Origin of the sequence: Methanosarcina sp. 2.H.T.1A.6, assembly GCF_000979455.1 — an archaeon.
In the GTDB taxonomy this organism is placed as follows: Archaea; Halobacteriota; Methanosarcinia; order Methanosarcinales; family Methanosarcinaceae; genus Methanosarcina.
The window spans coordinates 1-21,887 of record NZ_JJOY01000028.1 but is presented as its reverse complement, the minus strand read 5'-3'; the positions used below and the strand labels follow the sequence as shown (position 1 = coordinate 21,887).

The following is a 21,887-nucleotide window of genomic DNA, read 5'->3' as shown; positions in this document are numbered from 1 at the left end:
AAGTGGAGTTGTGTGTGTTGCCCCTAATAAGAATTTATTTTACAAGAGCATACATGCAATAATCAAAGAATCTGCCGTTTTTATAAACACTTTTCTTCATTGTGCCCTCCAAGACAAATCCTGCTTTTTCAAGAGCCTTTCTTGAGCCGATATTTTATGCATAAGGCTCTGCAAATATCCGGATAATATCATACTGTTCAAAAGCTGTCTGGCAGAGCTGTTTTATTGCTCTGATCATTATTCCTCTGCCCCAAAAAGGCTCGCCAAGCCAGTATGCAATTTCTGCACTTTTACAATATACATCGTTTTTGATGAATAAGGCGACACACCCTACAGCTTCTCCATTCACAATAATTGCCCGGCAGCATTGTTGTGTTTCATCATTAGAGCTAAAGCTCTCTACGGTTTTCCTGCAATCCTCCAAAGTAGAGGGAAAAGCATCCCTCATATTTTCTGAGATCTTTGGATTGCTGGAATATTTGAAAAAGTTTTCAGCATCGGATTTTTCCCATTTTCGTGATTCGAAATCCATTTTAACGACATCCGTGAGAAGATACTGCTCTTTTTAAAATGCCTATTTTACCTGTTTTCAATAAACTATCACTTCGAGCCCTGTCACTTTTGTGAAGTGGTTATCTCTGGTAACTATTTTTCCATCGTGACACAATATTATAGAAGCTATGAGTTCATCGAATGCCCCAATGGTTCTTCCTTTTGAGAGTAAATTTGCAGAAAGGGAAGCAAAGACTTCGTAGACTGATTCTTCAAGCTCCAGAACCTGAAAACATTCCAGAAGCTTTTTGATTTCTTCCAGATTTTTGTGTGTTTTTCTGGACAGATACGCTCCCCGGTACAGCTCAAGGACATTAATCTCGGTTGTGCTTAAGGGAATTTCCTGAGCTTCCATTTCAGCCAGTTTCTGGAGAGCTTCTTCTCTTCCTCTCAGGAGGTCAACAATAAATGAGGTATCAAGCACTGGCATCAAAATCAATCTCCCTCATCTCTGCTTTTCTCATATCTCTGGAAGCTTTTTCAATTGCGTCAGCGAGTTCGGGGTTGGAGCCTATTTCTGCAAGCACTTCAGATAGCTTTCTTTTTCTGGGATAGTACTTGAGTATCACGTCAGAAAAGCTGTCTTTTTCTGAGGTTTTGAGGCTTTTGAGTTTCTCGTAGGCTTCATCGCTTATGCTGATCGTTCTGGTTGGCATGATAATATCTGTGTATGTATGTGTATTTAAGATTTTCAATAGGAAATGTGTACCTGAAAAGAAGCTGAACAATAAATGAAGGGGCGGGTTGCTTGAACCTGCATTTAATGCCAAAGAAGAAAATAAAACCTCAATTCCAAACAAAAAGAAACACATATAACATTTAACAGACTAAAAGGGATTGAACTCAAAAAATTAAGCCTGATGAATCATGGAGGCTCAAGATTTACGCCCTTAACCAAAAAGATAGAACTCGACATTTATTCAGATGAAGTTTTTAACGGCATAGATCCCTTTGACAACACAAATTGGATGTACTTAGGAGCTCTTTTTGTCCCCACAGACTACAAAGCAGAGGTTTTGAAAAATTTGAGTGATCTTCGCTGTATAAAAAACCATAATTGGAACACATCTGAATCAGACTGCCCTGAAAGTTGTAAGTTTCATAAAGAGAACAATACTGAAATTCACTTCAAAGAAATTCATAGATCGAGTGCAAGATTCATGATCGCAAAAGACTGGGTCAGTTTCTTCAGTAAGGAAGCTTGTCAAAAACATCGAAAAATGTTATATTGTAATATACTTGGCATAAATCTTTCAAACATAAATTACAGTGAATTTGGCAGCGGTGGAAAAACCGAACTTAATATTTATAATCGCTTTTATAGAACTCTTCTAATGAGTGGTTTAAATTATTTTTTTAAAGATTATTCCAATATTGTTGTGAACTCTATATTTCATGACAGAGGAAGTCAAGAACACCACGAATTCTTTCCCTGGCATCCAATTAAACAAACTGAATTTGAAATAGACAAGTTGAGTATAAACTGCAACGAAATAGAATTCATAGACTCAGATCACAGAAACAGCAAATCAGAAGAATCTCAGTTTATTCAATTAACTGACTTGATTCTTGGAGCTACTTTTTCAACGATCCACAACTCATCAAATAATTCAAGGAAAAAAGAAGTTTGTGAACTTTTCAAACCAACATTGCATAAACTATTGGATCGCAAAAAGAGCCCCAACGGTCAGATGATTGGGGATTATTACAAAAGTAATTATTATCGAACTTACCAAGTATCGTTTTTTCCAAAATACAATATGACACCTGAAGAAGTAATCACTTATCTTGATCTGCATGGCAAAATTCAAAGAAAAGAAAAACTAAAAGTAGACAACTTTTATTATTCCCGCTTAATTGGATCTAAAAACCAACAAACACTAGAAAAATGGTTTTAATTAATCAATAATTCATGCCAAAACAAAAAAAATCAATCAACGGGCTCCACCAAATAGCCGGCAACTATCAAAAAAAATAAAGCCGCTGTAAAAGCAGCTTTACTCAATGTTTACTGTGAGCGTGTTCCTGCTCAATCTGCTCTTTTTTATGCCTGAGATAAGACTCATCGGCTGCTTTCAGGCACCTGTAGCAGAGATCCACATCTTTTTTTACGACTCCCTTTGAGAAGTCAGGGACCTGCAGTTCTACGGAGAAAACTCCGGTTTTATCTCCGCAGAGGGCGCATTTGCCTTTTCTGCATGAAGTCTGATTTTTGTTTACAGTTAAGTAAGTTTTCTGGGCGGAATCGAGGCAGGTCTCACAGAGACCTTTCCAGACCCCGTTGGGGTAGGCGAATTTGAGGAGGGGGCGGATAGCCCGGACCGGGATGACGGTCGGGATTGCACGCCCGCAAAGATCACAATCTGTCATTTCTCATACCTCCTTAGAATGGTAATAGTACCAGTGCTGCTTCCATTGCCCATTTTATGAAGGGATCGGGCCAGAGACCCATTGCCAGTACACCGGCCACTGCAACAAGAAGGGAGGCTGCGTATGGGAAAGGAATGCTGACTTTTTTACCTTCGGGGGGAAGGAAGTACATGTATTTCACAAGCCTTGCGTAGTAGAACAGTGAAAGGGCACTGTTCAGGATTGCAATCACTGCAAGCCAGGTCATGCCTGCCTCAATGGTTGAGGAGAAGAGCACGAACTTGGCCATGAAGCCGGCAGTTGGGGGGATACCTGCAAGGGCAAAGACGAAGATCGTCATGGAAAGGGCTGCCAGAGGCATTCTCTTCCCAAGGCCCCTGAAGCTGTCAAGATGATCGGGGATGTCGAGGTTTCCTCTCTTTTCCGAGGTTACCATCCAGACAACTACTCCGGCTGCGATAAAAGCTCCTGCTTTCATAAAAGCATGGGCAAGGGCGTACATGATGCCACCTGTAAGAGCTACAGGGGTCATTACCGCAAAAGCCATTGCAATGTATCCTGCCTGTGCCAGGGAGGAGTAAGCAAGCATCCTTTTTACGCTGGTCTGAGCAACTGCGACCACGTTTCCGAAGGTCATTGTTACCACTGCCAGGATGGTGAAAGCAAGCTGCCAGTCAGGCTGGAGGGCTGCAAGAACCACAATGAAAATCCTGAAGGCTGCCACAAATCCCATCTTCTTGGACCCGGCTGCAAGCAGGGCGGAAACAACTGAAGGGGACCCCTGATAGGTATCCGGAGCCCACATATGGAAGGGCACCAGAGCCATCTTGAAGCCGAAACCTGCAATCAGCAGCACGACTGCGACAAGCCCTATAGGGTTTTGTGTCAGGAGGCCGGAGTTTGCAGCAATAATTGGTATGCTGGTAGTGCCGGTTGCCCCGTAAACAAAGGAAATCCCGAAGAGCATGAGCGCTGCAGAAACCGAGCCGATCACGAAGTACTTCATGGCTCCTTCGAGGGACCTTGCGTTCTGCTTTTCATAGCCTGCAAGCGCATAGGTTGCAAGACTTGCCAGCTCAAAGGCACAGAAGAGCACTATCAGGTCGTTTGCCGATGCTACAAACATCATTCCGACGGTTGCAAAGAGCATCAGGGTGTAGAACTCTTCTGTGTGCTCGCTGTTTTCAGTGTACTTGATTGAGGCAAGCGAAACAATCAGAGCAACTGCCAGGAAGACCAGTTTGAAAAACTGGGAGAGGGCATCGATACTCAGAGTTTCTGAGAAAATCGAATATCCAACCTGGAAGTCTTCCATCCTCAGAAGCCCGAAGCTTTTAACCGTCAGGACAAGGGCTGCAAGGATTCCAAGAGTTGCCAGGTAACCCAGTACATTCTTAGACCTGGGGGACAGGAAGACTCCGGCCATAAGTACGGCCAGGCCGGTTGCAACTAATACAATTTCAGGTGCAAGATACATTAATTCTTCCATTTCTTACACCCCCAGGACAGCCGCAAGGCTGACTATTGCTTCCGAATTTTTAATCATCATATCAAGCACCGGGCTCGGGTTCAGGCCGAAATAAAGCACCAGAAGGGCAAGAGCTGCCATTGAAAAGACCTGCAGGGAATTTATGTCCCTGACATCCCCGAGCTTCTCATTATACACTCCGAACATTGCCCTCTGCATTGCCCAGAGGTGGTAACCTGCAGTAATCACTATTGCCAGCAGGGCAAATAAGACAAAGCCAGGCAGGTTCACGAAAGTGAAGGTCAGGACCAGGAACTCGGCAATAAAGCCTGTTAGCCCCGGAAGGCCAAGGGATGCCATAAACCCGACCATCATAACCACTGTGAGCATTGGCATTTTCTTTGCAAGCCCGCCGAGGTCGTTAATGATCCTTGTGCCTGTGGTGGCCTGGATTGCACCGGCAGACATGAACAGGATGCTCATGATAAGCCCGTGGGAGAACTGCTGGAACATGGCGCCTGAAACCGAAAGGGTAACAAGGCCGGCTGAACCCAGGGTAACAAATCCCATGTGGCTCAAACTGGAGTAAGCGATCATGCGCTTGAGGTCTTTCTGCCGCAGAGCCAGAAGAGCCCCGTAGACTATGCTGAAAGAACCGAGCAGGCCCAGCATCATGATCATCAGCTTGGGATTACCAGTGTTCGGGAGCATAGGGAGTGAAATCCTGAAAAGCCCGTACCCTCCGATTTTGAGCAGGATAAAGAGTACACTGCCTGCAGTAGGAGCCTCGGCATATGCATCCGGAAGCCACGAGTGGAAGGGAAAAGTCGGCATCTTTGCCAGGAACCCGAAGAGGATTGCAAGGAATATTCCATCTTTCATCAGGCCGGGTTCGAAGAACTGGAACTGTGCGATCAGCTCTCTTATATCAAATGTAGGAACACCTGTCTGATGCAGGGCTGCGTAAAAGAGCCCGAAGATTCCGAGCAGCATCACGAGAGATGCAACATGCGTGTAGATAAAGAACTTGTAGGACGCATGAGCCCGCTTTTCTCCACCCCAGATATTTACAATGAAGAAGAGTGGCACCAGGGTAAGTTCCCAGAATATATAGAAGACTACAAAGTCAAGGGCTACGAAGACGCCTATGACTGCGGCCTGCATGGTAAGGATCAGCCCGTAGAACCTGTTAGGGGCTTCCCGATCTTCTTTCCAGCTATAGAGGATCATAAGCGGGATAACGAGTGCATTCAGGAGGATAAGAGGCATGGAAATGCCGTCAATTCCAACTGAATAGTTGACCCCGAGGAAGGGAATCCACTTCACAGATTCATAGAACTGCATTGCAGCAGTACTGCTGTCAAAGTTCAGATAGGCGTAAAGGGTAAGGCCCAGAGTCGCAAGCGACCCGACAAGGCCCAATCCTGCAGCCTGGTCTTTTGTTTTTGTGAAAAAGGTCACGACTGCGAAAATCAGCGGCACCAGAATCAACAACGATGCGACCGGCAGCATCAGAGTACCTCCATTATCAATTTAACGAGTATTATTAGCAGGCTCACACCTGCAATTATGACGGTTGCATAGGTCTGGACAACCCCTGTCTGAACCTTCCGGAGTTCTTCACCTATACCAACCGTGAGAATTCCTATTCCTTCCACAATGCTGTCAACGATCACATCAACTACCTGCGTGAGGAAAGCAATAACTCCGTAAACTATTCCGATTGAGAAAAACTCGGTATAGATTTCGTGCTGGTAGTAACGCTTGTAGAGCAGCTTGTAAATCGGGTTCTTCATGGAAGCAAGAGGCCCGAGTTTCACTGCTCTGAGGTAATAGATCACGAAAGCAATTGCAAGGCCTGCAAGGGCGACTATTAACGGAAGCCACAGAATAAAGAGAGGCTCGTGTCCTGCTGCCTCTACAAGCTCGTTTCCGCCTATGCCGGCAAGGCTTCCTATGTCAAGGTTTACGAAACTGTTGGCAAAGGTTTCTTCAAGGAACTTCATGAACCCTGTATGGGTCAGTGCGCCGAAAACAAGAGCAAAGAGTGCCAGAATGGAAAGAGGAATGGTCATAATGGCAGGGGACTCGTGCCCGTGATAGTTGCTTCTCGGCTTCCCTGTAAAGGTCATGAAGATCAGCCTGAAGATGTAGAGGGATGTCAGGAAGGCAGCAGCAATTGAGAATATGTACGGGATCCAGTTGTTGCTGTGTTCTCCGAAGAGGTATGCAGCTTCAATAATTGCATCCTTTGAAATGAAGCCGCTTGTCCCTATTGAGGTCCCGGGGATACCGAAACCTGCCAGTGCAAGAGCTGCAATTGTCATGGTGACAGCAGTAATTGGCATTACCTTTCCTACGCCTCCGAGTTCCCTCATATCCTGGGTGCCGACTGCATGGATTACACTGCCTGCACAGAGGAAAAGGAGAGCCTTAAAGAAAGCATGGTTGATCAGGTGGAAAAGGGATATACCAACTGCTTCAAGCCCTATTGCCGAACCGAGACCCAGACCCAGCATCATGTATCCGAGCTGGCTGATGGTTGAGAACGCAAGTACACGCTTGAGGTCGTTCATTACAATGCCCATTGTGCCTGCAAAGAGAGCGGTAAAGCCTCCAAAGTAAGCGACTACCATAAGGGAGTCAGGGGCTGCAATAAACATAGGGAAGGTCCTTGCGACCAGATAAACACCGGCAGTAACCATTGTTGCGGCATGGATGAGAGCTGAGACGGTTGTTGGGCCTTCCATTGCGTCAGGCAGCCACACATGGAGGGGGAACTGCCCGGACTTTCCTACTGCTCCACCGAAGAAGAGCAGGGTGATAATAGTAAGGTGGCTTATTTCAAAGCCGAAAATGTTTGCCTGCAGAGCCGAAAGCTGGGGGATATAACTGAAGATTTCGTCAAAACGAAGCAGGTAAACTCCGTCCTGGAACCCGCCTGCAACCTTAAGAAGATCGGAAGTGAGCACGATTATTCCTGTAAGGAACATTACGTCTCCGATCCTGGTTGTAAGGAAAGCTTTCTTGGCTGCGGCTGCAGCTGAGGGTTTTTCGAACCAGAAACCGATCAGGAGATAAGAACAAAGCCCGACAAGTTCCCAGGAAACAAAGAGCTGCACAATGTTGTCCGAGAGGATCAGGGAAAGCATTGCCGCGGTGAAAAGGGCGGTTTCTGCAAAATACCTGGCCTTTCCGGCATCATGGGACATATAGCTAACTGCGTAAATATGGATCAGCAGGCTCACGAATGTGACCATTGACAGCATGACTGCAGCCAGCGGGTCAATTAATATTCCAAGATTGAGCACTGCAAACCAGGAATAGGACTGGTTTACGACCTCTTCGGGGTTTGCCAGCAGCCCGAGGGTAATCGCAAAAGAGATTACGAAGGAGGCAGCAATGGCAAGGATGGGAACGATTGCCCCTCCCGAAGGCATTTTCTTGCCAAAGAAGAAGGTGATCGCAAAAGCCAGTGCCGGAAGCAGGGGGATCAAAAATGCAAATTCTTCCAGAGCCGTTTTTACCACCTCAGGATGTTAAGCTCATCAATATTAATTTTTTCGTGCATTCTGTAGATTGCCATGAAAATCGCAAACCCGACTGCTGCTTCAGCAGCTGCAAGGGCAATCGAGAATATGGCAAAGACCTGCCCGTTAAGGGTATCCGTATAGCTTGAAAAAGCCACAAGGTTCAGGTTTGCGGAGTTCAGCATGAGCTCTATACACATGATCATCCTGATACCGCTTTTATGCGTCATTACGCCATAAAGCCCGATTGAAAAGAGCAGGGCTGCAAGGCCGAGATAAAATGTTAATGGAATAGCAGTCATCTGTTGCCCTCCCCTTTTGCCATGTAGATTGCTCCTATAAGGGATGCAAGCAGGACAATTGACAGGACCTCGAAAGGCACTACATACTGGGTAAAGATCAACATACCTATGCCCTCGATATTGCTCGGGTCAGCCGGATTCTCAGGGAGTTCCGAAACCGTATTCCAGGAAGTCCCAAAAACTCCTGTAACAACAACAGCAACAAAGAGCAGGACTACGAGAAGAGCCGGGAGTCTGTTAATTCGCACCGGACCCACCTCCCAGTTCGCGCTTTGTCAGCATAACTGCAAAGAGGATCAGCACTCCGATTGCTCCGATATAGACCAGCACCTGGACAACTCCCAGGAACTGGGCGTTTAAGAGGATATAACACGCTGCAACGCCGAACATGCACATGATCAGGGAAAGCCCGGCTCTTACAACGTCCTTTGCAATAACAACAAAGATTGCAAAGAAGACTGTGACAACCGCAAGAAGCCCGAAGACAGCCATTTCCAGAGCTGCTCCGATAGTTTCAATTCCGATCATTTTTCATCACCTTCATCGATATCTACTTCCCTTGCGAGTTTGTCAGGAGTCATGAGCAGGTCTTTATGAGTCCATTTCACCATGCCTTTGGCGTATTCTTTCCCGCTGGAAAGAGCACCTTTGGGGCACTGGTCAATGCAGAGCCCGCAGAAGAGGCAGTGGCCTATGTCGATTTCAGGGAACCACCTCTGTTTGCCGCTGCCAGGGGCAACCGGGGCTTTAATGATCTTAATCGCGCTGTTAGGGCAGGTGTTGGCACAGATTCCACAGCCAATGCATTTGCTTTTGTCGAGGATCTGAAGCCCCCTGAACCTGTCGGAGAGCGGGGTTTCCACTTCCGGGCACAGCCTGGTTACGCGTTTTTGAGGGATGTTTTTAAGCGCATATCTGATGTTTTTAAGAACCATACTCTTAAGCCCCCAGATAGAGTCCAAGGCCCACTGCCCAGACAAGGTTCAAGAGGGACAGGGGGAGGAGTTTTTTCCAGCTCAGGTCTACTACCTGATCGATCCTGTACCTTGGGACAGCCCATCTCATTCCGATGATCGTCATCAGCACAAGCACGGTTTTAATAAGCAGGAAACCTGTGGGGACAATAAAGCCAAGCACCGGGTTGTTTGAGACAAAAGCCGGCACGTTCCAGCCGCCAAGGAAGAGAAGTGCAACAAGGAAGGAACCGAGGATCATGTGGATATACTCGGCAAAGAAACCGAGACCGAAACGCATTCCACTGTATTCGGTAATCCATCCAGCGACCAGTTCTTCTTCAGACTCGTTCTGGTCAAAAGGAAGCCTACCCATATCAGCCATAAGTGCAATAAAGAAAACAATGAATCCGATAGGCTGCAGGAAGATATTCCAGAGAAGCCCCTGGGCGCTGGCAATTTCCACTATGTTCAGGGAACCTGTCATTATACCAACACTGACAACAGTGATCCCAAGGGGCACTTCATACCCTACCATTCGGGCAAAGTTCCTGAAAGCTCCAAGAAGAGAATACTTGTTGTTAGAACCATAGGCAATCATGAAGATCCCGAAAATGGTAAGCGCAGACATTGCCTCAATATAAAGAATACTGATATCCATCTCGGTTACAGCCAGAGGGTACTCGACCCCGTTGATGAAGACTGCACCTACCGGGATTGCGACAAGCATCAGGAAGACCGAGCTCATCATGAAGATCGTGGCGTTGTCAAAGAGCATGCGGTCAGCATTCTTCGGCCTCAGGTCTTCTTTCGTAAAGAGCTTGATAGCGTCAGCCACCAGCTGCAGAAGCCCGAACTTACCTACTCTTGAAGGCCCGTACCTGAACTGGATGTCGGCTGAGAGTTTACGCTCAATCCAGACAGCACCCATTGCTCCAAGGAAGATGGCCCCCACAAGAGACAGGCCCACAAGCCCGCGGATCCAGGGGATAAAGGGAATTATTAATTCAGGGATTTCTATCATTACAATCACCTGTCCGCTTCACTGGTGCAGCCGTCCATACTGCCTGAAATCGCTGCAACGTCTGCAACTGTTGTGCCCTTGATCAATGGAGGCAGAGCCTGAAGGGTCGGGAAGTAAGGTCCTCTGACTTTTACCCTGTATGGCTTGTCTGTGCCGTCGGAGATCATGTACATGCCCATCTCGCCTCTTGGGTCTTCGACTCTGTGGAACACCTCACCTGCAGGAACTCTCATTACAGGAGTCCTTCTGCCGTAAGGGGTCCCTTCAGGGAATAGAGGTCCATTGGGGATCTGGTCAAGGCACTGTTCAAGGATGTAGATGCTTTCCCGCATCTCGTTAAGCCTTACCTGCACCCTTGCAAAACAGTCCCCTGCGGTTTCCGTGCAGACCTTGAAGTCCAGGTCTTTATACACAAGGTAGGGCTCATTCTTCCGGATATCGAAAGGAACACCCGTTGCCCGCAGAGCAGGCCCGGAAACCCCGAAGCTCTTTGCAACATCTGCAGTCAGGACTCCGACTCCTATGGTCCGTTCCCTGTAAATTCTGTCCGAGTAGAACATTCCCTCGTAATCTTCAATAACTTTCTTGAGGTTGTTCAGGATCGGGAGAGCTTTTTCCTTGAACCCGACCGGCAGGTCTTCGCGTACCCCTCCGAATTTAAGGTAGCTGTGAGTAACCCTTGCCCCGGTGACCATATCAATAAGGCCGACAACTTCTTCCCTTTCCTTAATCGTATACATGAACATGGACACGAAGCCGATGAACTCCCCGAACTCTCCCAGACCAAGCAGGTGACTCTGGAGCCTGGAGAGTTCTTCTAAAATAACCCTTATATACTGTGCTCTCTCCGGCGGTTCGATGCCTAACAGCTTTTCGGCGCAGCCCACAAAACATTCTTCGTTTGTCAGGGCTACAAGGTAACAGATCCTGTCAACTATCGTGATTCCCTGAAGGTAGGTCTTGTTCTCCAGGATTTTTTCAATGCCTTTGTGAATATAACCCAGTTCCACTTCAGCATCCATCACAGTTTCCCCTTTCAACCTCAGGTTTAACCTGAAAGGTCCGGGCTGCATGGGATGCTGGGGGCCCAGGTGTACGATCATTTCATTTGGTTCAAGCATTTCTTCCATTTTTCACCCCTCACACCAGGTTTCTTGCGGTCTTGTTCGGGAAACCCTCGTAGTCTTTTCGAAGAGGCCACTCACCCAGCATATCTTCGGGGAGCACAAGAGGCTTCAGATTAGGGTGGTTTTTAAACATAATCCCGAAGAGTTCGTAGGTCTCTCTCTCATACCAGTTCGCATTCCAGTATACCGGTACAATAGACTCGATTTCCGGAGTATTCCTGGGCAGCCTCGCTTTCAACATCAGAACTACAGGATGGTCATATGAAGCTATATGATACACCGCTTCCAGCTCGTTCCTCGGAGGGTAGTCCACTCCGCAAACGGAACAGAGGTGGTCGAACTGAAGGGAGTCCTTAAGGTACTGGCAGACTTCTTTTGCTTTCTCCTTATCCACATATGCCCGGATACGGATCGGAGATTCGATCCCGGCTTCGGAAATTGCCTCCGGAAATTTGCCGGTTAATGATTCTATGATTGTTCTGGCATCCATTGTATTCCCTCAAATAAGCCTGAAATCTCCTCAGTATTCCGTTCCCAGGTCTTTTTTGGCTTTTATCTTTTCCTGCAGTTCCACAAATCCCTGGATCAGGGCTTCGGGTCTTGGAGGACATCCGGGAATGAAGACATCGATAGGAAAAAGCTCATCGATATTCTGCACCGTGCTGTAGGACTCATAAAAGGGACCGCCGCTGATTGAACAGTCACCCATGCAGAGAACCCATTTAGGAGCAGGCATCTGTTCCCAGAGCCTCTTCAGGGCCGGCAGGTATTTTTTTGTCACATAACCACTGATGATCATGACATCCGCATGTCTTGGGGAGTTCCTGGGAATGATCCCGAAGCGGTCAGTATCATAGTGGGCACAGCCCGTAGCGATCATTTCCACACCACAGCAGCCCATTGGCTGGGTCATGAACCAGAGCGAATTTTTCCGCCCCCAGTTGATAAGATCCTGAGCCTTGGTTTTCTTAAGGAATTTGTGGATTGCACTGGTGGTTGTTGTGATAACGCCGGGGATTTCTTCCGGAGTTTCTTTTGAGTAATTCGTTTTTTTCTCCTTCACTTCACCCATGTAAGGGCCTCCTTCTTCCAGAGATAAACGTATCCGAAGAGCAGTATGAAGATAAATGCAAACATCTCAACTACTGCAATTGAGGTAATCCCATGCCCCTTATAGACTGTAGCCCATGGGTAAAGGAAAAGCACCTCAATATCAAAGAGAACAAAAGCAATCGCATAGAGATAATACTCGACATTGAACTGGATCCTGGCAGTTCCTATAGGAACGGAACCCGATTCGTATGTCGTGTATTTGTTGGCTGCCTTGCTCCTCGGACTCAGTTGCTTTACGATGAACATTGTCATGGGCGGCATGACCAGTCCCACGGCAAGAAATATTGCAACCGGTATATAGCTATCAATTATTCCAGACATTGTATCACCTATCAAAGTGCAGCAATCTGAAACTGCAGTTCCGCATGATCATGATTTTAGATTTATAAAGATGAGCGGACAAAAAAACTGTATCCGGATTCCCAGGTTATTTAGAAAAACCACAATGATCCGAATACAGGTCCTGTAGGGAATGCCCGTATCCGGGTACCCCCTCTTCCGAATAGGGCCCTTTGAATACAGACACCTGACTGCCGGGCTCTGAAAAATTTATTTTTTCCTTGCCCTATTTTAGGTAATAAATTGCCGAAAGTCAGGGGAACCCCTTCTTCCGATGGCATGGATTCAATTGCCGTGAAAGTAATATTATTAATAATTAAGATTCCAGGTAGCTATGCTAGTTCTGCAAATGAATCAGGGGTTATTTATAGCTATTTGCTAGATAATTAATATTATATAAATATTAAGTCTAAATAATTAAAACTCTGTTTTTAAAATATACATATGTTGAAAAAAATCAGAGGAAAAGCCCTGACCTGCTGACGAAATTATATATACAACATAAATATGTTATTATCTTTGAACCGCCACAAAATTTTGTGAATAATTTAATATAATGACAACATTTTCTCCGGAAATGGCAAGGAATTATATATATTAGTTAATTATTTTAGTCCCCATTAAAAACCCTTTGAATATAGTATAAATAATAATGATAAATCCCGAGGATAAAGGGCTCTTGAGGCAACCTTTAAAATAAAAATAATAAGGAACTGAAAGTGTTGAAAATTTCCTTCTTAAGTGCGGGAAAGGCGGCACTCAATTTCCTTCAAATATGCAGGTCAAGGGCATCAGATAGAGAAGAGCGGTCAAAAAATACAAAGATTATTCAAAAATACAATTATAGTAAGAAAGATACAAAAGTTGTCAGGAAAAATATGGCCCTTGTCAGAAAAATACGATCGGTGTCAGAAAAAGACGATAGACGTCAGAAAAAGACGATAACCATCATACCATGTGGCATATCAGAAAGGTCATAGTAGCTATATGCAATGGGTACTGTCATGTGCGTTTACTATTCCCCGGGGATGTATCCATTAAAAGACAGTACAACAGTTACTCACATCCCTTCGTTTTAGACTTCAGTACAATCCCTTAGCAATATATGTACACTGTACCTGCCTGAACTCAAAAGAATCATAAATATTTATGAGGAAAACGGGTCTTCTTGACCATTTGACAGCGTTCTTTGAAGCCATATTATGTTCTGAAAGGGATAAATCCATAGTGTGCTACCGATTACATATTACAACAAGCACATTATCATCAGGGAAGCCCGCTTTCCATTGACCCTGAGAAACTAATATGAGCAAAACGCTATACCAACACATTATAATAAGTCTTTTCACGATAGAAAAGCTGGTGGATCGCATGAAGATAAACGATAATTGTGTAGGATGCGGCCAGTGCGCTTCTTTTTGCAAAAAAGGAGCAATAGAAGTAAGGGGAAGAGCACGAGCTACAGATGCCTGCGTGGAATGTGGGATGTGCATCCCCTACTGCCCTGTAAAAGCCATCGAGGTACCGGCATGAAAACAATTGTAATCGGTGCAGGCCTTGGAGGGCTCTTAAGCGCTGCCAGGCTCTCGAAAGCAGGGCATGAGGTTGAAGTTTTTGAAAGGCTTCCTATTACAGGAGGCAGGTTTACCAATCTTAATTATAAAGGGTTCCAGCTCTCAAGCGGAGCTTTCCATATGCTTCCGCACGGACCCGGGGGCCCACTTGCCCGACTTCTCGAAGAGGCCGGAGCTGAAGTGAGGATAGTGCGGTCAGAACAGACCACTATACGCGTGCCTCTGAAACAAGGAAAACCTGATTATGCGGAAGGCTTCAAAGATATCTCTTTTATTGAATTTCCATCACTACTTTCGCATAAGGACCGCCTGAAAATTGCTTTTTTGATCGTGAGCACAAGGAAAAATCGCCCTTCAGGAGTCACTCTTGAGGCCTGGATAAAAACTCAGGTTAAGGGCGAATGGCTGGTAAAGTTTGCCGACTCTTTCTGTGGCTGGGCACTGAGCCTGAAAAGCAATGAGGTCCCTGTAGAGGAGATTTTTGAGATAATTGAAAATATGTACCGGTTCGGAGGCACAGGCATCCCGGAAGGAGGGTGTAAAGGAATTATTGACGCCCTTGAAGCCGTGATTCTGGAAAATGGTGGGAAAATATATACCGGGCAGGAAGTTTCAAAAATCCTGGTTGAAAAAGGAAAAGCTGCAGGGGTGATTTCTGAAAGCAAGAAACATGAAGCTGACCTTGTAATCAGTAATCTGGGGCATGCTGCAACCGCTTTGCTCTGCAGCGAAGCCCTCTCAGGAGAAGTGAATGCAGGTTACCTTAAAATGCTTGAGACCATTCAGCCATCTGCAGGCATAAAGATTTGCCTTGCCGCGGATGAGCCTCTGGTCGGGCACTCCGGAGTCCTGCTAACCCCCTATACAAGACGTATAAATGGGGTCAATGAGGTTACTCAGGCTGACCCGAACCTGGCACCTCCGGGGAAGCATCTTACTATGTGTCATCAGTATGTAGCCCCTGAGAACGTAAAGAACCTCGACTCCGAAATAGATATGGGACTTGCGGACCTCAAAGAACTTTTTCCCGGCAAAAAATACGAAGTTCTTCTTATCCAGTCCTACCATGACAGCTGGCCCGTAAACAGGGCAGCCTCAGGTACGGACCCTGGCAATGAGACCCCGATTCCCGGGCTCTACGTCGTAGGGGACGGAGCCAAGGGAAAAGGAGGCATAGAAGTCGAAGGAGTAGCCCTCGGTGTGGCTGCAACCATGAAAAAAATCCTCGGCTAAACCCAGAGAAAAAAAACAAAACTCAGCAGGTGTTTTACCATTCCACCGGAAAACCCTCCTTTCGTAACCTACTCTAAAAACGTATTCATCCCAGTAACCAACATCTGCAGGAACCACTGCGGCTACTGCGGCTTTAAGCGGGAACCCGGACAACCCGGCGCCCGGCTGATGAAGCCTGAAGAGGTAGTCCCGATTCTTGAAAAAGGAGCAAAGGCAGGGTGCACTGAAGCCCTCTTCACCTTTGGGGAGTATGCAGAAGAGGTACCTGGGTACAGGGAATGGCTTGAAGAGCTTGGATATTCTTCAACCCTGGAATACCTTGTTTTTCTTTGTGAAACCGCAATCGAGATAGGGATTCTCCCTCACACGAACGCGGGGATTATGACACGTTCCGAACTGGAAGTCCTCAAGCCCTTAAATGCGAGCATGGGGCTGATGCTTGAGACTACGGCAATTCTGGAAGCCCATAAAGACTGCCCCGGCAAGGTTCCGGAACGCAGGCTTGAGACTATCCGGGAAGCCGGGAAACTTAAGATTCCCTATACAACCGGCCTCCTTGTAGGGATCGGAGAGAGCAGGGATGACAGAATAAAGTCTCTAGAAGCAATCACAAACCTTCACAGGGAGTACGGGCACATTCAGGAAGTCATTATCCAGAACTTTTCCCCAAAAGCCGGGACACCCATGGAAAATTTCCCTGAACCTGCAGTGGAAGAGATGATGGATACCGTAGCCCTTGCCAGGCAGATCCTGCCGCGCGATGTGGCAGTACAGGTCGCCCCAAACCTCATTGATCCAAAAGCCCTGATAATAAAAGGTGTAACGGACCTGGGAGGAATATCACCCCTGACCATTGACTGGATCAATCCTGAGGCCGAATGGCCGGATGTAAAAGACCTGCAGGAAAAGCTCGGGGCCATCTCGCTCAGAGAACGCCTCCCCATCTACCCGCAGTACGTGGAAGAAAGGTGGTACTCGGACAGGATCGGAGAGCTTATAGAGCGGCTCTCGGACGGGGAAGGTTACAGGAAGTTGCCCGGAAAAAGGCACGCGAAGGAGTCTGAAAAATGAACCGCAAAATTCCCGAAGACCTCATAGAACGCGCATACCAGGGGAAGAGCACAAAAGAAGATGCTCTCATGCTCCTGGGGATACCTCCTTTCGAACTCTTCAGGTTTGCAGATGAACTCCGCTCCCTTGCCGCAGGGGACACAGTAACTTACGTCGTGAACAGGAACATAAATTTCACAAGCCGTTGTGTGGGAACCTGCGGTTTTTGCGCATTCCGGACAAATAAAGGCCATGTAATGAGCATCGAGGAAATCATGACAAAGGTAAGAGAGGCAGATAAGGAAAATGCCACTGAAGTCTGCATTCAGGGAGGACTGCTCCCCGATGTAGGCCTGGACTTCTACCAGGGGATTGCCGAAGCCATAAAAGCCGAATTTCCGGAAATGCATATTCATTCTTTTTCGCCAATGGAAGTTTACCATGCTTCCCGTATCAGCGGGATTAAGATAAACGAGGCCTTAAGAAGGCTCAAAAGAAGCGGGCTTGATAGCATGCCAGGCACTGCAGCCGAAATCCTTTCTGACAGGGTGAGAGAGATAATCTGCCCCTCAAAACTAAAGACCGGTGAATGGATTGAAGTGGTAAGGCAGGCGCATGCTGCAGGAATTCCAACTACCTCTACCATGATGTACGGGCATGTGGAAACTCCGGAGGAAAGGATAGATCATATGCTGATCCTGAGGGAGATACAGAAAGAAACCGGAGGAATTACCGAATTTGTGCCCCTGCCTTTTATGCCTTACAACAACCCCGTAGGGGAAAAAATGATCCTGGAAGGCAGATATGCCACAACGGGATTAGAAGACCTGAAAATCTATGCAATCTCACGTGTCCTCCTCCACGGGCATATAGATAATATCCAGGCAAGCTGGGTGAAACTCGGGAAAAAATTTGCCCAATTTGCCCTCCACTGCGGAGTCAACGACCTTGGTGGAACCCTTATGGAAGAAAGTATCTCCAAATCGGCTGGGTCCTGCCACGGGGAAATGATCACTGTCGAAGAACTGGAGTGGATGATCCACGGAGCCGGAAGGGTCCCTAAAGAGAGGACTACCCTGTACAGGGAAGTGCATGAGCTGGCTTCCGGGAACTCCCGAAGGATGTCAAAGTGCGGAGCTTCCGAATAAACCAGATGCCCATTACCCTACTTCGGTAGTGGGGAACGATTATTTTATTCCCATTACAATAATAAAAAATTAATTAAATAAATAGCAGGGCTGGAGTTGACGCATTCCTTCCCCACCTACCTCCTTCGGAGTCGAGGAAGGGGTATCCTGCTTAAAAGAGATGAAATCTGAAAGGAACGATAGGGATGTACACGAAAAAACCGGCAACCCCTGAGACTGTCATTGAGAGAGCACATCAGGGAAAATGCACTAAAGAAGACGCCCTTCTCCTGCTTGAAGGAAACCCATTTGAGCTTTTTGAGCTTGCAAATGAACTTCGAGCCAATGCGGTAGGCGACATTGTCAGTTATGTGGTAAACAGGAATATCTACATCACAAACAAATGTATCGGAAACTGCGGGTTCTGCGCCTACAGGACCGAGACTGGTTATATACTGAGTGTGGAAGAAATCCTGAAAAAAACAGAAGATGCAAGAGCAGCCGGAGCCGTGGAGATCTGCATCCAGGGAGGGTACACCCCGGAAGCTGATATGGAGTTCTACCTGGAAATTATAGAGTCCATAAAATCCAGTTTCCCTGATATCTGCGTCCACGCCCTATCCCCTATGGAAGTAAACTATGCAGCAGGAATTTCCGGCATGTCCGTAGAAGAAGCGATGCGTAAACTTAAAAAAAGCGGGCTTGACTCTCTTACCGGAACCTCGGCCGAGATTCTTTCCGACAGGGTGAGGAAAATTATCTGCCCCGGAAAAATCAATACCCAGCAGTGGATCGATACGGTGACTGCGGCTCACAGGGCAGGGATTTCCACCAATTCAACCATCATGTACGGACATGTGGAAACCCTGGAAGAGCGCCTTGACCATATCTTTACCATCCGCAAAATCCAGCAGGAAACCGGCGGGTTTTCGGAACTCATCCCTATGTCTTTTTTGCCCTACAACAACCCTGTAGGGGAAAAGATGCTCGCATCCGGAAAGTTCTCAAGCACAGGGCTTGAAGACCTGCAGCTTATTGCAATTTCTCGTGTGATCCTGCACACCCATATAAACAACATCCAGGCAACCTGGGTAAAGCTAGGAAAAAAACTTGCCCAGTTTGCCCTCCAATGCGGTGCAAACGACCTCGGAGGCACACTTATGGAAGACCAGATCTCGACAGCATCCGGCGGCAACTACGGAGAATACGTGTCTCCTGCGGAGTTTGAATGGATGATAAAAGGTGCCGGAAGAATCCCCATGCAGAGGGACACCCTGTACCGGAAGGCAGAACCCAGGTTTCCTTACCGGGAAGGCGCGCTGCCTAATTGCGGAAGAGCTGGAATAGGCAGCAGGGAATAAGGAAAAAAAGTATCAGTAACTAATAAAAAGATCATGATTTTCAGGAGTCCGTATGAGAGCCGTCATCCCCTATAAGAAAGCTGGTGCAAAATCCCGATTATCCCCTGTCCTGAGCCTTGAAGAAAGGGAAGAGTTTGTAGAACTCATGCTGAACCAGGTAATAGATTCTCTCAAGGAAGCCGGAATTGAAAAAGTCGACGTTCTCAGCCCTTCTGCCTACGGGCTTGAGGACATGACGAAAGCGAGAGTTCTACTGGATGAAAATGACCTGAATGAAGCTCTTAACAGGTACCTTGAAGAAGCAAAAGAGCCTGTCCTGATTGTTATGGCTGACCTGCCTTTACTCTCCCCTGACCATATAAAAGAGATAACTTCAACTAAAAAGGATATCTGCATCGTTCCCGGGAAAGGCGGAGGTACGAATGCCCTGTATATAAAGAACCCTTCTATCTACAGGGTAAGGTACTACGGTTCGAGTTTTCTGACCCATTGTTCAATTGCAACGGATTCCGGGCAGAACTTCGAAATCTATGACTCCTTCCTTGCCGGCACGGATATAGATGAGCCCGAAGACCTGGTAGAACTCCTTATCCATGGAAAAGGAACTGCAAAAGACTACATTAACCGAAAATTCAAGTTAGAGGTCAGCCGGGGAAGGGTTGGACTGGTCCCTCTTTGAACCCAATAGAGAGAACGTGTTACTGCCGGTCTGTCTGCCGGCTTTTCAAAAAAGAAAGTTTCCACAATTTGGAATTTCTTTTTTTGGAATTTCTTTTTTTTGAATTTCGATTTTATGGCAAAGTCCCTTCACCTGAGAATTCTCACATGCCAGCTTTTTGTTAGTAGCTAATAGTAACTGACCCCTCCGGTCAAACCGAATAACCTTAAAAATCCAGAAACACGAGCAGTTTTCAGGCGACAAACAGAAAAGATTTCAGAAAAGATTTCAGAAAAGGTTCAATATTAGGCAATAGACAATTTATCTGGCTTCGCCCCTGCACCTGAAACTCCCCACCTGGCTGCACTTACAGGTGAGGAATTCACGGAGTTGCATGTTCAATTAACCGATTTAGGAGGCGTTTCTGTTTTTGTATCTGTTCGCAGAGACATATGTTGTGTATGAGAATATTTTATTTAATACTTTTCATTTAGTTCATAATACCAAATGTTATTATAGTCAAGATACTTATCGCCGCATATAAAGAAATCTACACTTAGATAAAAGTATAACCAGATTATACCCCCTGCCCCTGAAAATCAACGTCAATCTCGATCAATTCAAACGGCTCCATGTCGAAGGAATGAACTACAAAGAAATAGCTGGAGCCCTGGGCGTTTTGTCTCGAATCGCATGGAATACACGCAACGACATAGGTTTGCCACCACAGTTAAAATTGCTACAATCTACCAAAATCAAAGAATCCGAATTTCTTGTGCATTATCAACAGGACAAGAGCACAAAAGAAATCGCCAACGAACTTCATGTCACTTATGATTTCCTGTATGAGTGGATGAGGAAGCATAAATACAAAGTCAACCGCAAAAAAGATCTCCGGAAAGCCGGAATGCTGCCTTCGCCCCTGCACCGTTAGCTCCCCGCCTGCATTCTCTTTCTTCTACAGGCAAGGAACTTTCGGTATAATACTGCTCATTATCTCAGGAGACGTTTCTGTTTATTGTAAACGCTTCTGCGAAGATATGTACGAAAGCATCATATTTAATAATTTTTTTAATACTAAGATTATTTAGAGTTATTTTATTAAAAATTAATAATAACAGCAGTTACTATGACATTGGTGTTGAACCAACTATGACAGTAACTTTCGATGGAAATGTTCTCTCTAAACCCGAGAAATACGTGGACTGGAAAGATGATAGTGCTAAAGGAACAAATAATCCAACATTTAATTATCCAAGCGCGACGTATGCTTATGATGTCACTAACTATGTTAATGCAAGTAACATCGATACGTATTATGTGACTGTTGCAAACACCAAAGCTTACAATGGTAACGACCCCAGCACCACTGGAGATGACAAGAAATCATTCAATATTCAGGCCATCGGGCTTCTTACATTATACAATGAATCTGGAAGTAAGGTCTACGATTACTGGGTTGATGAAGGATGTGACCTGACATATCTCAAGTGTACTGATAACTCTGCAACTCCTATTGTGTGGCAAGATAACAGAAAACCGAGTGATACCAAGTGTTGGGCAAATTTCTCGAACGTGGACAATAGTAGTGTGTCTTCTGTAACTCTTATTACTGTAGCTCCATCCGCAGGCACAGAATACAATCAGATATACTTGAATAGCGATCCGTTAGCAGTATTTTCTGGATTATGGGATGGAAATCCACGAGACAAGGATTTCTCATGGGATGATACTGCGGACGTCAAAGATTTCCTTCTGAATGGCCAGAATTATGCGATATTCCATAATGGGCTGGATGATGATAACTCCAACACTGACGGTCAGATGCAAGCAGCGAATGCATTCCTGCTGGTGAATAAGACTGCTTAAATAAGTGTTTTTTCTTGTAACACGAAGAAATGGGATGATTATATTCTGGGTAGGTGTAGGCAGCCTGAATAAAGCGGCTAACCTTCCCATTTACTTGGCATGAAAGTACATGAGGATATCTTCCTCACGTGCTCTCTCGTTCCTTTTTTCCCATAATTGCGATAATTCCACTAATTATTGTTATCCTTTCATCAACCGAGAATATCTCGGTTTCCACAATCTTCCTCTTTTGAACTT

At 46.1% G+C, this 21,887-nt stretch carries 25 protein-coding genes; 9 read left to right on the top strand and 16 right to left on the bottom strand.

The annotated features are described in order from the left end of the window. Positions 1–154: 154 nt before the first annotated feature. The 3 genes from EO98_RS07445 to EO98_RS07435 are packed head-to-tail and all read right to left on the bottom strand — an operon-like array spanning position 155 to position 1,208. Entirely contained in the window at positions 155–532 is a 378-nt protein-coding gene (locus EO98_RS07445; protein WP_235283440.1) for a GNAT family N-acetyltransferase, read from the bottom strand. A 57-nt stretch (positions 533–589) separates the two neighbouring features. Next, on the bottom strand, positions 590–982 hold the full coding sequence (locus tag EO98_RS07440; RefSeq protein WP_048137221.1) for a type II toxin-antitoxin system VapC family toxin: 393 nt from the start codon (positions 980–982) through the stop codon (positions 590–592). Beyond that, on the bottom strand, positions 969–1,208 hold the full coding sequence (locus EO98_RS07435; protein WP_048137272.1) for an antitoxin VapB family protein: 240 nt from the start codon (positions 1,206–1,208) through the stop codon (positions 969–971). The genes EO98_RS07440 and EO98_RS07435 overlap by 14 nt, the downstream gene beginning before the upstream one ends. Before the next feature lie 204 nt (positions 1,209–1,412). Between EO98_RS07435 and EO98_RS07430 the strand changes: the two genes are divergently transcribed. Next, positions 1,413–2,450 (top strand): DUF3800 domain-containing protein, encoded by a 1,038-nt coding sequence (locus EO98_RS07430; protein WP_048137223.1) that lies wholly within the window; start codon positions 1,413–1,415, stop codon positions 2,448–2,450. A gap of 103 nt (positions 2,451–2,553) precedes the next feature. On the opposite strand, the gene EO98_RS07425 is transcribed toward EO98_RS07430, so the two are convergent. From EO98_RS07425 to fpoA, 13 genes are read right to left on the bottom strand one after another with little or no spacing between them, the layout of a single operon-like run. Beyond that, complete coding sequence (locus EO98_RS07425; RefSeq protein ID WP_048137225.1) at positions 2,554–2,922, bottom strand: F420H2 dehydrogenase subunit FpoO; 369 nt, start codon at positions 2,920–2,922, stop codon at positions 2,554–2,556. 13 nt (positions 2,923–2,935) lie between these two features. Continuing rightward, positions 2,936–4,411, bottom strand: coding sequence for a F(420)H(2) dehydrogenase subunit N (gene fpoN, locus EO98_RS07420; RefSeq protein WP_048137227.1), 1,476 nt, complete (start codon positions 4,409–4,411; stop codon positions 2,936–2,938). Positions 4,412–4,414: 3 nt separating this feature from the next. Continuing rightward, on the bottom strand, positions 4,415–5,902 hold the full coding sequence (gene fpoM / locus EO98_RS07415) for a F(420)H(2) dehydrogenase subunit M (RefSeq protein ID WP_048134267.1): 1,488 nt from the start codon (positions 5,900–5,902) through the stop codon (positions 4,415–4,417). Then, the gene (gene fpoL, locus EO98_RS07410) at positions 5,902–7,920 is read right to left on the bottom strand and encodes a F420H2 dehydrogenase subunit FpoL (RefSeq protein WP_048137229.1); all 2,019 of its coding nucleotides are present in this window, start codon (positions 7,918–7,920) and stop codon (positions 5,902–5,904) included. Before fpoL ends, fpoM begins: the two co-directional genes overlap by 1 nt. Then, positions 7,914–8,222, bottom strand: a complete 309-nt coding sequence (gene fpoK / locus EO98_RS07405) for a F420H2 dehydrogenase subunit FpoK (RefSeq protein ID WP_048137231.1) — start codon at positions 8,220–8,222, stop codon at positions 7,914–7,916. The genes fpoL and fpoK overlap by 7 nt, the downstream gene beginning before the upstream one ends. After that, complete coding sequence (gene fpoJ / locus EO98_RS19385) at positions 8,219–8,470, bottom strand: F420H2 dehydrogenase subunit FpoJ (RefSeq protein ID WP_048133001.1); 252 nt, start codon at positions 8,468–8,470, stop codon at positions 8,219–8,221. Before fpoJ ends, fpoK begins: the two co-directional genes overlap by 4 nt. Next, complete coding sequence (locus tag EO98_RS19380; RefSeq protein WP_048137233.1) at positions 8,460–8,750, bottom strand: NADH-quinone oxidoreductase subunit J; 291 nt, start codon at positions 8,748–8,750, stop codon at positions 8,460–8,462. The genes fpoJ and EO98_RS19380 overlap by 11 nt, the downstream gene beginning before the upstream one ends. Beyond that, positions 8,747–9,157 (bottom strand): F420H2 dehydrogenase subunit FpoI, encoded by a 411-nt coding sequence (gene fpoI / locus EO98_RS07390; protein ID WP_048137235.1) that lies wholly within the window; start codon positions 9,155–9,157, stop codon positions 8,747–8,749. Before fpoI ends, EO98_RS19380 begins: the two co-directional genes overlap by 4 nt. A 4-nt stretch (positions 9,158–9,161) precedes the next feature. Then, the gene (gene fpoH / locus EO98_RS07385) at positions 9,162–10,199 is read right to left on the bottom strand and encodes a F420H2 dehydrogenase subunit FpoH (RefSeq protein WP_048137237.1); all 1,038 of its coding nucleotides are present in this window, start codon (positions 10,197–10,199) and stop codon (positions 9,162–9,164) included. Between the two features lie 5 nt (positions 10,200–10,204). After that, positions 10,205–11,329, bottom strand: a complete 1,125-nt coding sequence (gene fpoD, locus EO98_RS07380) for a F420H2 dehydrogenase subunit FpoD (RefSeq protein WP_048137239.1) — start codon at positions 11,327–11,329, stop codon at positions 10,205–10,207. Positions 11,330–11,339: 10 nt separating this feature from the next. Continuing rightward, entirely contained in the window at positions 11,340–11,816 is a 477-nt protein-coding gene (fpoC, locus tag EO98_RS07375; protein WP_048137242.1) for a F420H2 dehydrogenase subunit FpoC, read from the bottom strand. Between the two features lie 30 nt (positions 11,817–11,846). Beyond that, positions 11,847–12,398 carry a F(420)H(2) dehydrogenase subunit B gene (fpoB, locus tag EO98_RS07370; protein WP_048137244.1) on the bottom strand — a complete coding sequence of 184 codons (552 nt, stop codon included), beginning with the start codon at positions 12,396–12,398 and terminating at the stop codon, positions 11,847–11,849. Next, on the bottom strand, positions 12,386–12,775 hold the full coding sequence (gene fpoA / locus EO98_RS07365; protein WP_235283441.1) for a F420H2 dehydrogenase subunit FpoA: 390 nt from the start codon (positions 12,773–12,775) through the stop codon (positions 12,386–12,388). Before fpoA ends, fpoB begins: the two co-directional genes overlap by 13 nt. A gap of 1,374 nt (positions 12,776–14,149) precedes the next feature. Between fpoA and EO98_RS07355 the strand changes: the two genes are divergently transcribed. The 8 genes from EO98_RS07355 to EO98_RS07320 all read left to right on the top strand — a co-directional run bounded on the left by EO98_RS07355 (position 14,150) and on the right by EO98_RS07320 (position 21,650). After that, entirely contained in the window at positions 14,150–14,311 is a 162-nt protein-coding gene (locus EO98_RS07355) for a 4Fe-4S binding protein (protein ID WP_048133022.1), read from the top strand. After that, positions 14,308–15,585 carry an NAD(P)/FAD-dependent oxidoreductase gene (locus EO98_RS07350; protein ID WP_048137250.1) on the top strand — a complete coding sequence of 426 codons (1,278 nt, stop codon included), beginning with the start codon at positions 14,308–14,310 and terminating at the stop codon, positions 15,583–15,585. The genes EO98_RS07355 and EO98_RS07350 overlap by 4 nt, the downstream gene beginning before the upstream one ends. Positions 15,586–15,624: 39 nt before the next feature. After that, complete coding sequence (cofG, locus tag EO98_RS07345) at positions 15,625–16,656, top strand: 7,8-didemethyl-8-hydroxy-5-deazariboflavin synthase CofG (RefSeq protein WP_048137252.1); 1,032 nt, start codon at positions 15,625–15,627, stop codon at positions 16,654–16,656. Continuing rightward, positions 16,653–17,783, top strand: coding sequence for a 5-amino-6-(D-ribitylamino)uracil--L-tyrosine 4-hydroxyphenyl transferase CofH (cofH, locus tag EO98_RS07340; RefSeq protein WP_048137254.1), 1,131 nt, complete (start codon positions 16,653–16,655; stop codon positions 17,781–17,783). The genes cofG and cofH (EO98_RS07340) overlap by 4 nt, the downstream gene beginning before the upstream one ends. A 185-nt stretch (positions 17,784–17,968) precedes the next feature. Next, positions 17,969–19,123 (top strand): 7,8-didemethyl-8-hydroxy-5-deazariboflavin synthase subunit CofH, encoded by a 1,155-nt coding sequence (gene cofH / locus EO98_RS07335; protein ID WP_048137256.1) that lies wholly within the window; start codon positions 17,969–17,971, stop codon positions 19,121–19,123. Between the two features lie 52 nt (positions 19,124–19,175). Continuing rightward, on the top strand, positions 19,176–19,802 hold the full coding sequence (cofC, locus tag EO98_RS07330) for a 2-phospho-L-lactate guanylyltransferase (RefSeq protein WP_048137258.1): 627 nt from the start codon (positions 19,176–19,178) through the stop codon (positions 19,800–19,802). A gap of 658 nt (positions 19,803–20,460) precedes the next feature. Next, positions 20,461–20,715: a hypothetical protein gene (locus tag EO98_RS07325; protein ID WP_156161060.1), complete on the top strand. Its 255-nt coding sequence runs from the start codon at positions 20,461–20,463 to the stop codon at positions 20,713–20,715. A 77-nt stretch (positions 20,716–20,792) separates the two neighbouring features. Next, positions 20,793–21,650, top strand: coding sequence for a DUF3344 domain-containing protein (locus tag EO98_RS07320; RefSeq protein WP_369799034.1), 858 nt, complete (start codon positions 20,793–20,795; stop codon positions 21,648–21,650). The last annotated feature ends 237 nt before the right edge of the window (positions 21,651–21,887 follow it).

Excerpts from the sequence above, each read along its gene's own strand:
- fpoC (WP_048137242.1), bottom strand. The coding sequence starts at position 11,816 with ATGGATGCCAGAACAATCATAGAATCATTAACCGGCAAATTTCCGGAG.
- EO98_RS07425 (WP_048137225.1), bottom strand. The coding sequence starts at position 2,922 with ATGACAGATTGTGATCTTTGCGGGCGTGCAATCCCGACCGTCATCCCG.
- EO98_RS07440 (WP_048137221.1), bottom strand. The coding sequence starts at position 982 with ATGCCAGTGCTTGATACCTCATTTATTGTTGACCTCCTGAGAGGAAGA.
- cofH (WP_048137254.1), top strand. The coding sequence starts at position 16,653 with ATGAACCGCAAAATTCCCGAAGACCTCATAGAACGCGCATACCAGGGG.
- fpoD (WP_048137239.1), bottom strand. The coding sequence starts at position 11,329 with ATGGAAGAAATGCTTGAACCAAATGAAATGATCGTACACCTGGGCCCC.
- fpoH (WP_048137237.1), bottom strand. The coding sequence starts at position 10,199 with ATGATAGAAATCCCTGAATTAATAATTCCCTTTATCCCCTGGATCCGC.
- EO98_RS07355 (WP_048133022.1), top strand. The coding sequence starts at position 14,150 with ATGAAGATAAACGATAATTGTGTAGGATGCGGCCAGTGCGCTTCTTTT.
- EO98_RS19380 (WP_048137233.1), bottom strand. The coding sequence starts at position 8,750 with ATGATCGGAATTGAAACTATCGGAGCAGCTCTGGAAATGGCTGTCTTC.
- fpoK (WP_048137231.1), bottom strand. The coding sequence starts at position 8,222 with ATGACTGCTATTCCATTAACATTTTATCTCGGCCTTGCAGCCCTGCTC.
- fpoI (WP_048137235.1), bottom strand. The coding sequence starts at position 9,157 with ATGGTTCTTAAAAACATCAGATATGCGCTTAAAAACATCCCTCAAAAA.
- EO98_RS07445 (WP_235283440.1), bottom strand. The coding sequence starts at position 532 with ATGGATTTCGAATCACGAAAATGGGAAAAATCCGATGCTGAAAACTTT.
- cofC (WP_048137258.1), top strand. The coding sequence starts at position 19,176 with ATGAGAGCCGTCATCCCCTATAAGAAAGCTGGTGCAAAATCCCGATTA.
- EO98_RS07350 (WP_048137250.1), top strand. The coding sequence starts at position 14,308 with ATGAAAACAATTGTAATCGGTGCAGGCCTTGGAGGGCTCTTAAGCGCT.
- EO98_RS07430 (WP_048137223.1), top strand. The coding sequence starts at position 1,413 with ATGAATCATGGAGGCTCAAGATTTACGCCCTTAACCAAAAAGATAGAA.
- fpoN (WP_048137227.1), bottom strand. The coding sequence starts at position 4,411 with ATGGAAGAATTAATGTATCTTGCACCTGAAATTGTATTAGTTGCAACC.
- EO98_RS07435 (WP_048137272.1), bottom strand. The coding sequence starts at position 1,208 with ATGCCAACCAGAACGATCAGCATAAGCGATGAAGCCTACGAGAAACTC.
- fpoM (WP_048134267.1), bottom strand. The coding sequence starts at position 5,902 with ATGCTGCCGGTCGCATCGTTGTTGATTCTGGTGCCGCTGATTTTCGCA.
- cofH (WP_048137256.1), top strand. The coding sequence starts at position 17,969 with ATGTACACGAAAAAACCGGCAACCCCTGAGACTGTCATTGAGAGAGCA.
- fpoB (WP_048137244.1), bottom strand. The coding sequence starts at position 12,398 with ATGGGTGAAGTGAAGGAGAAAAAAACGAATTACTCAAAAGAAACTCCG.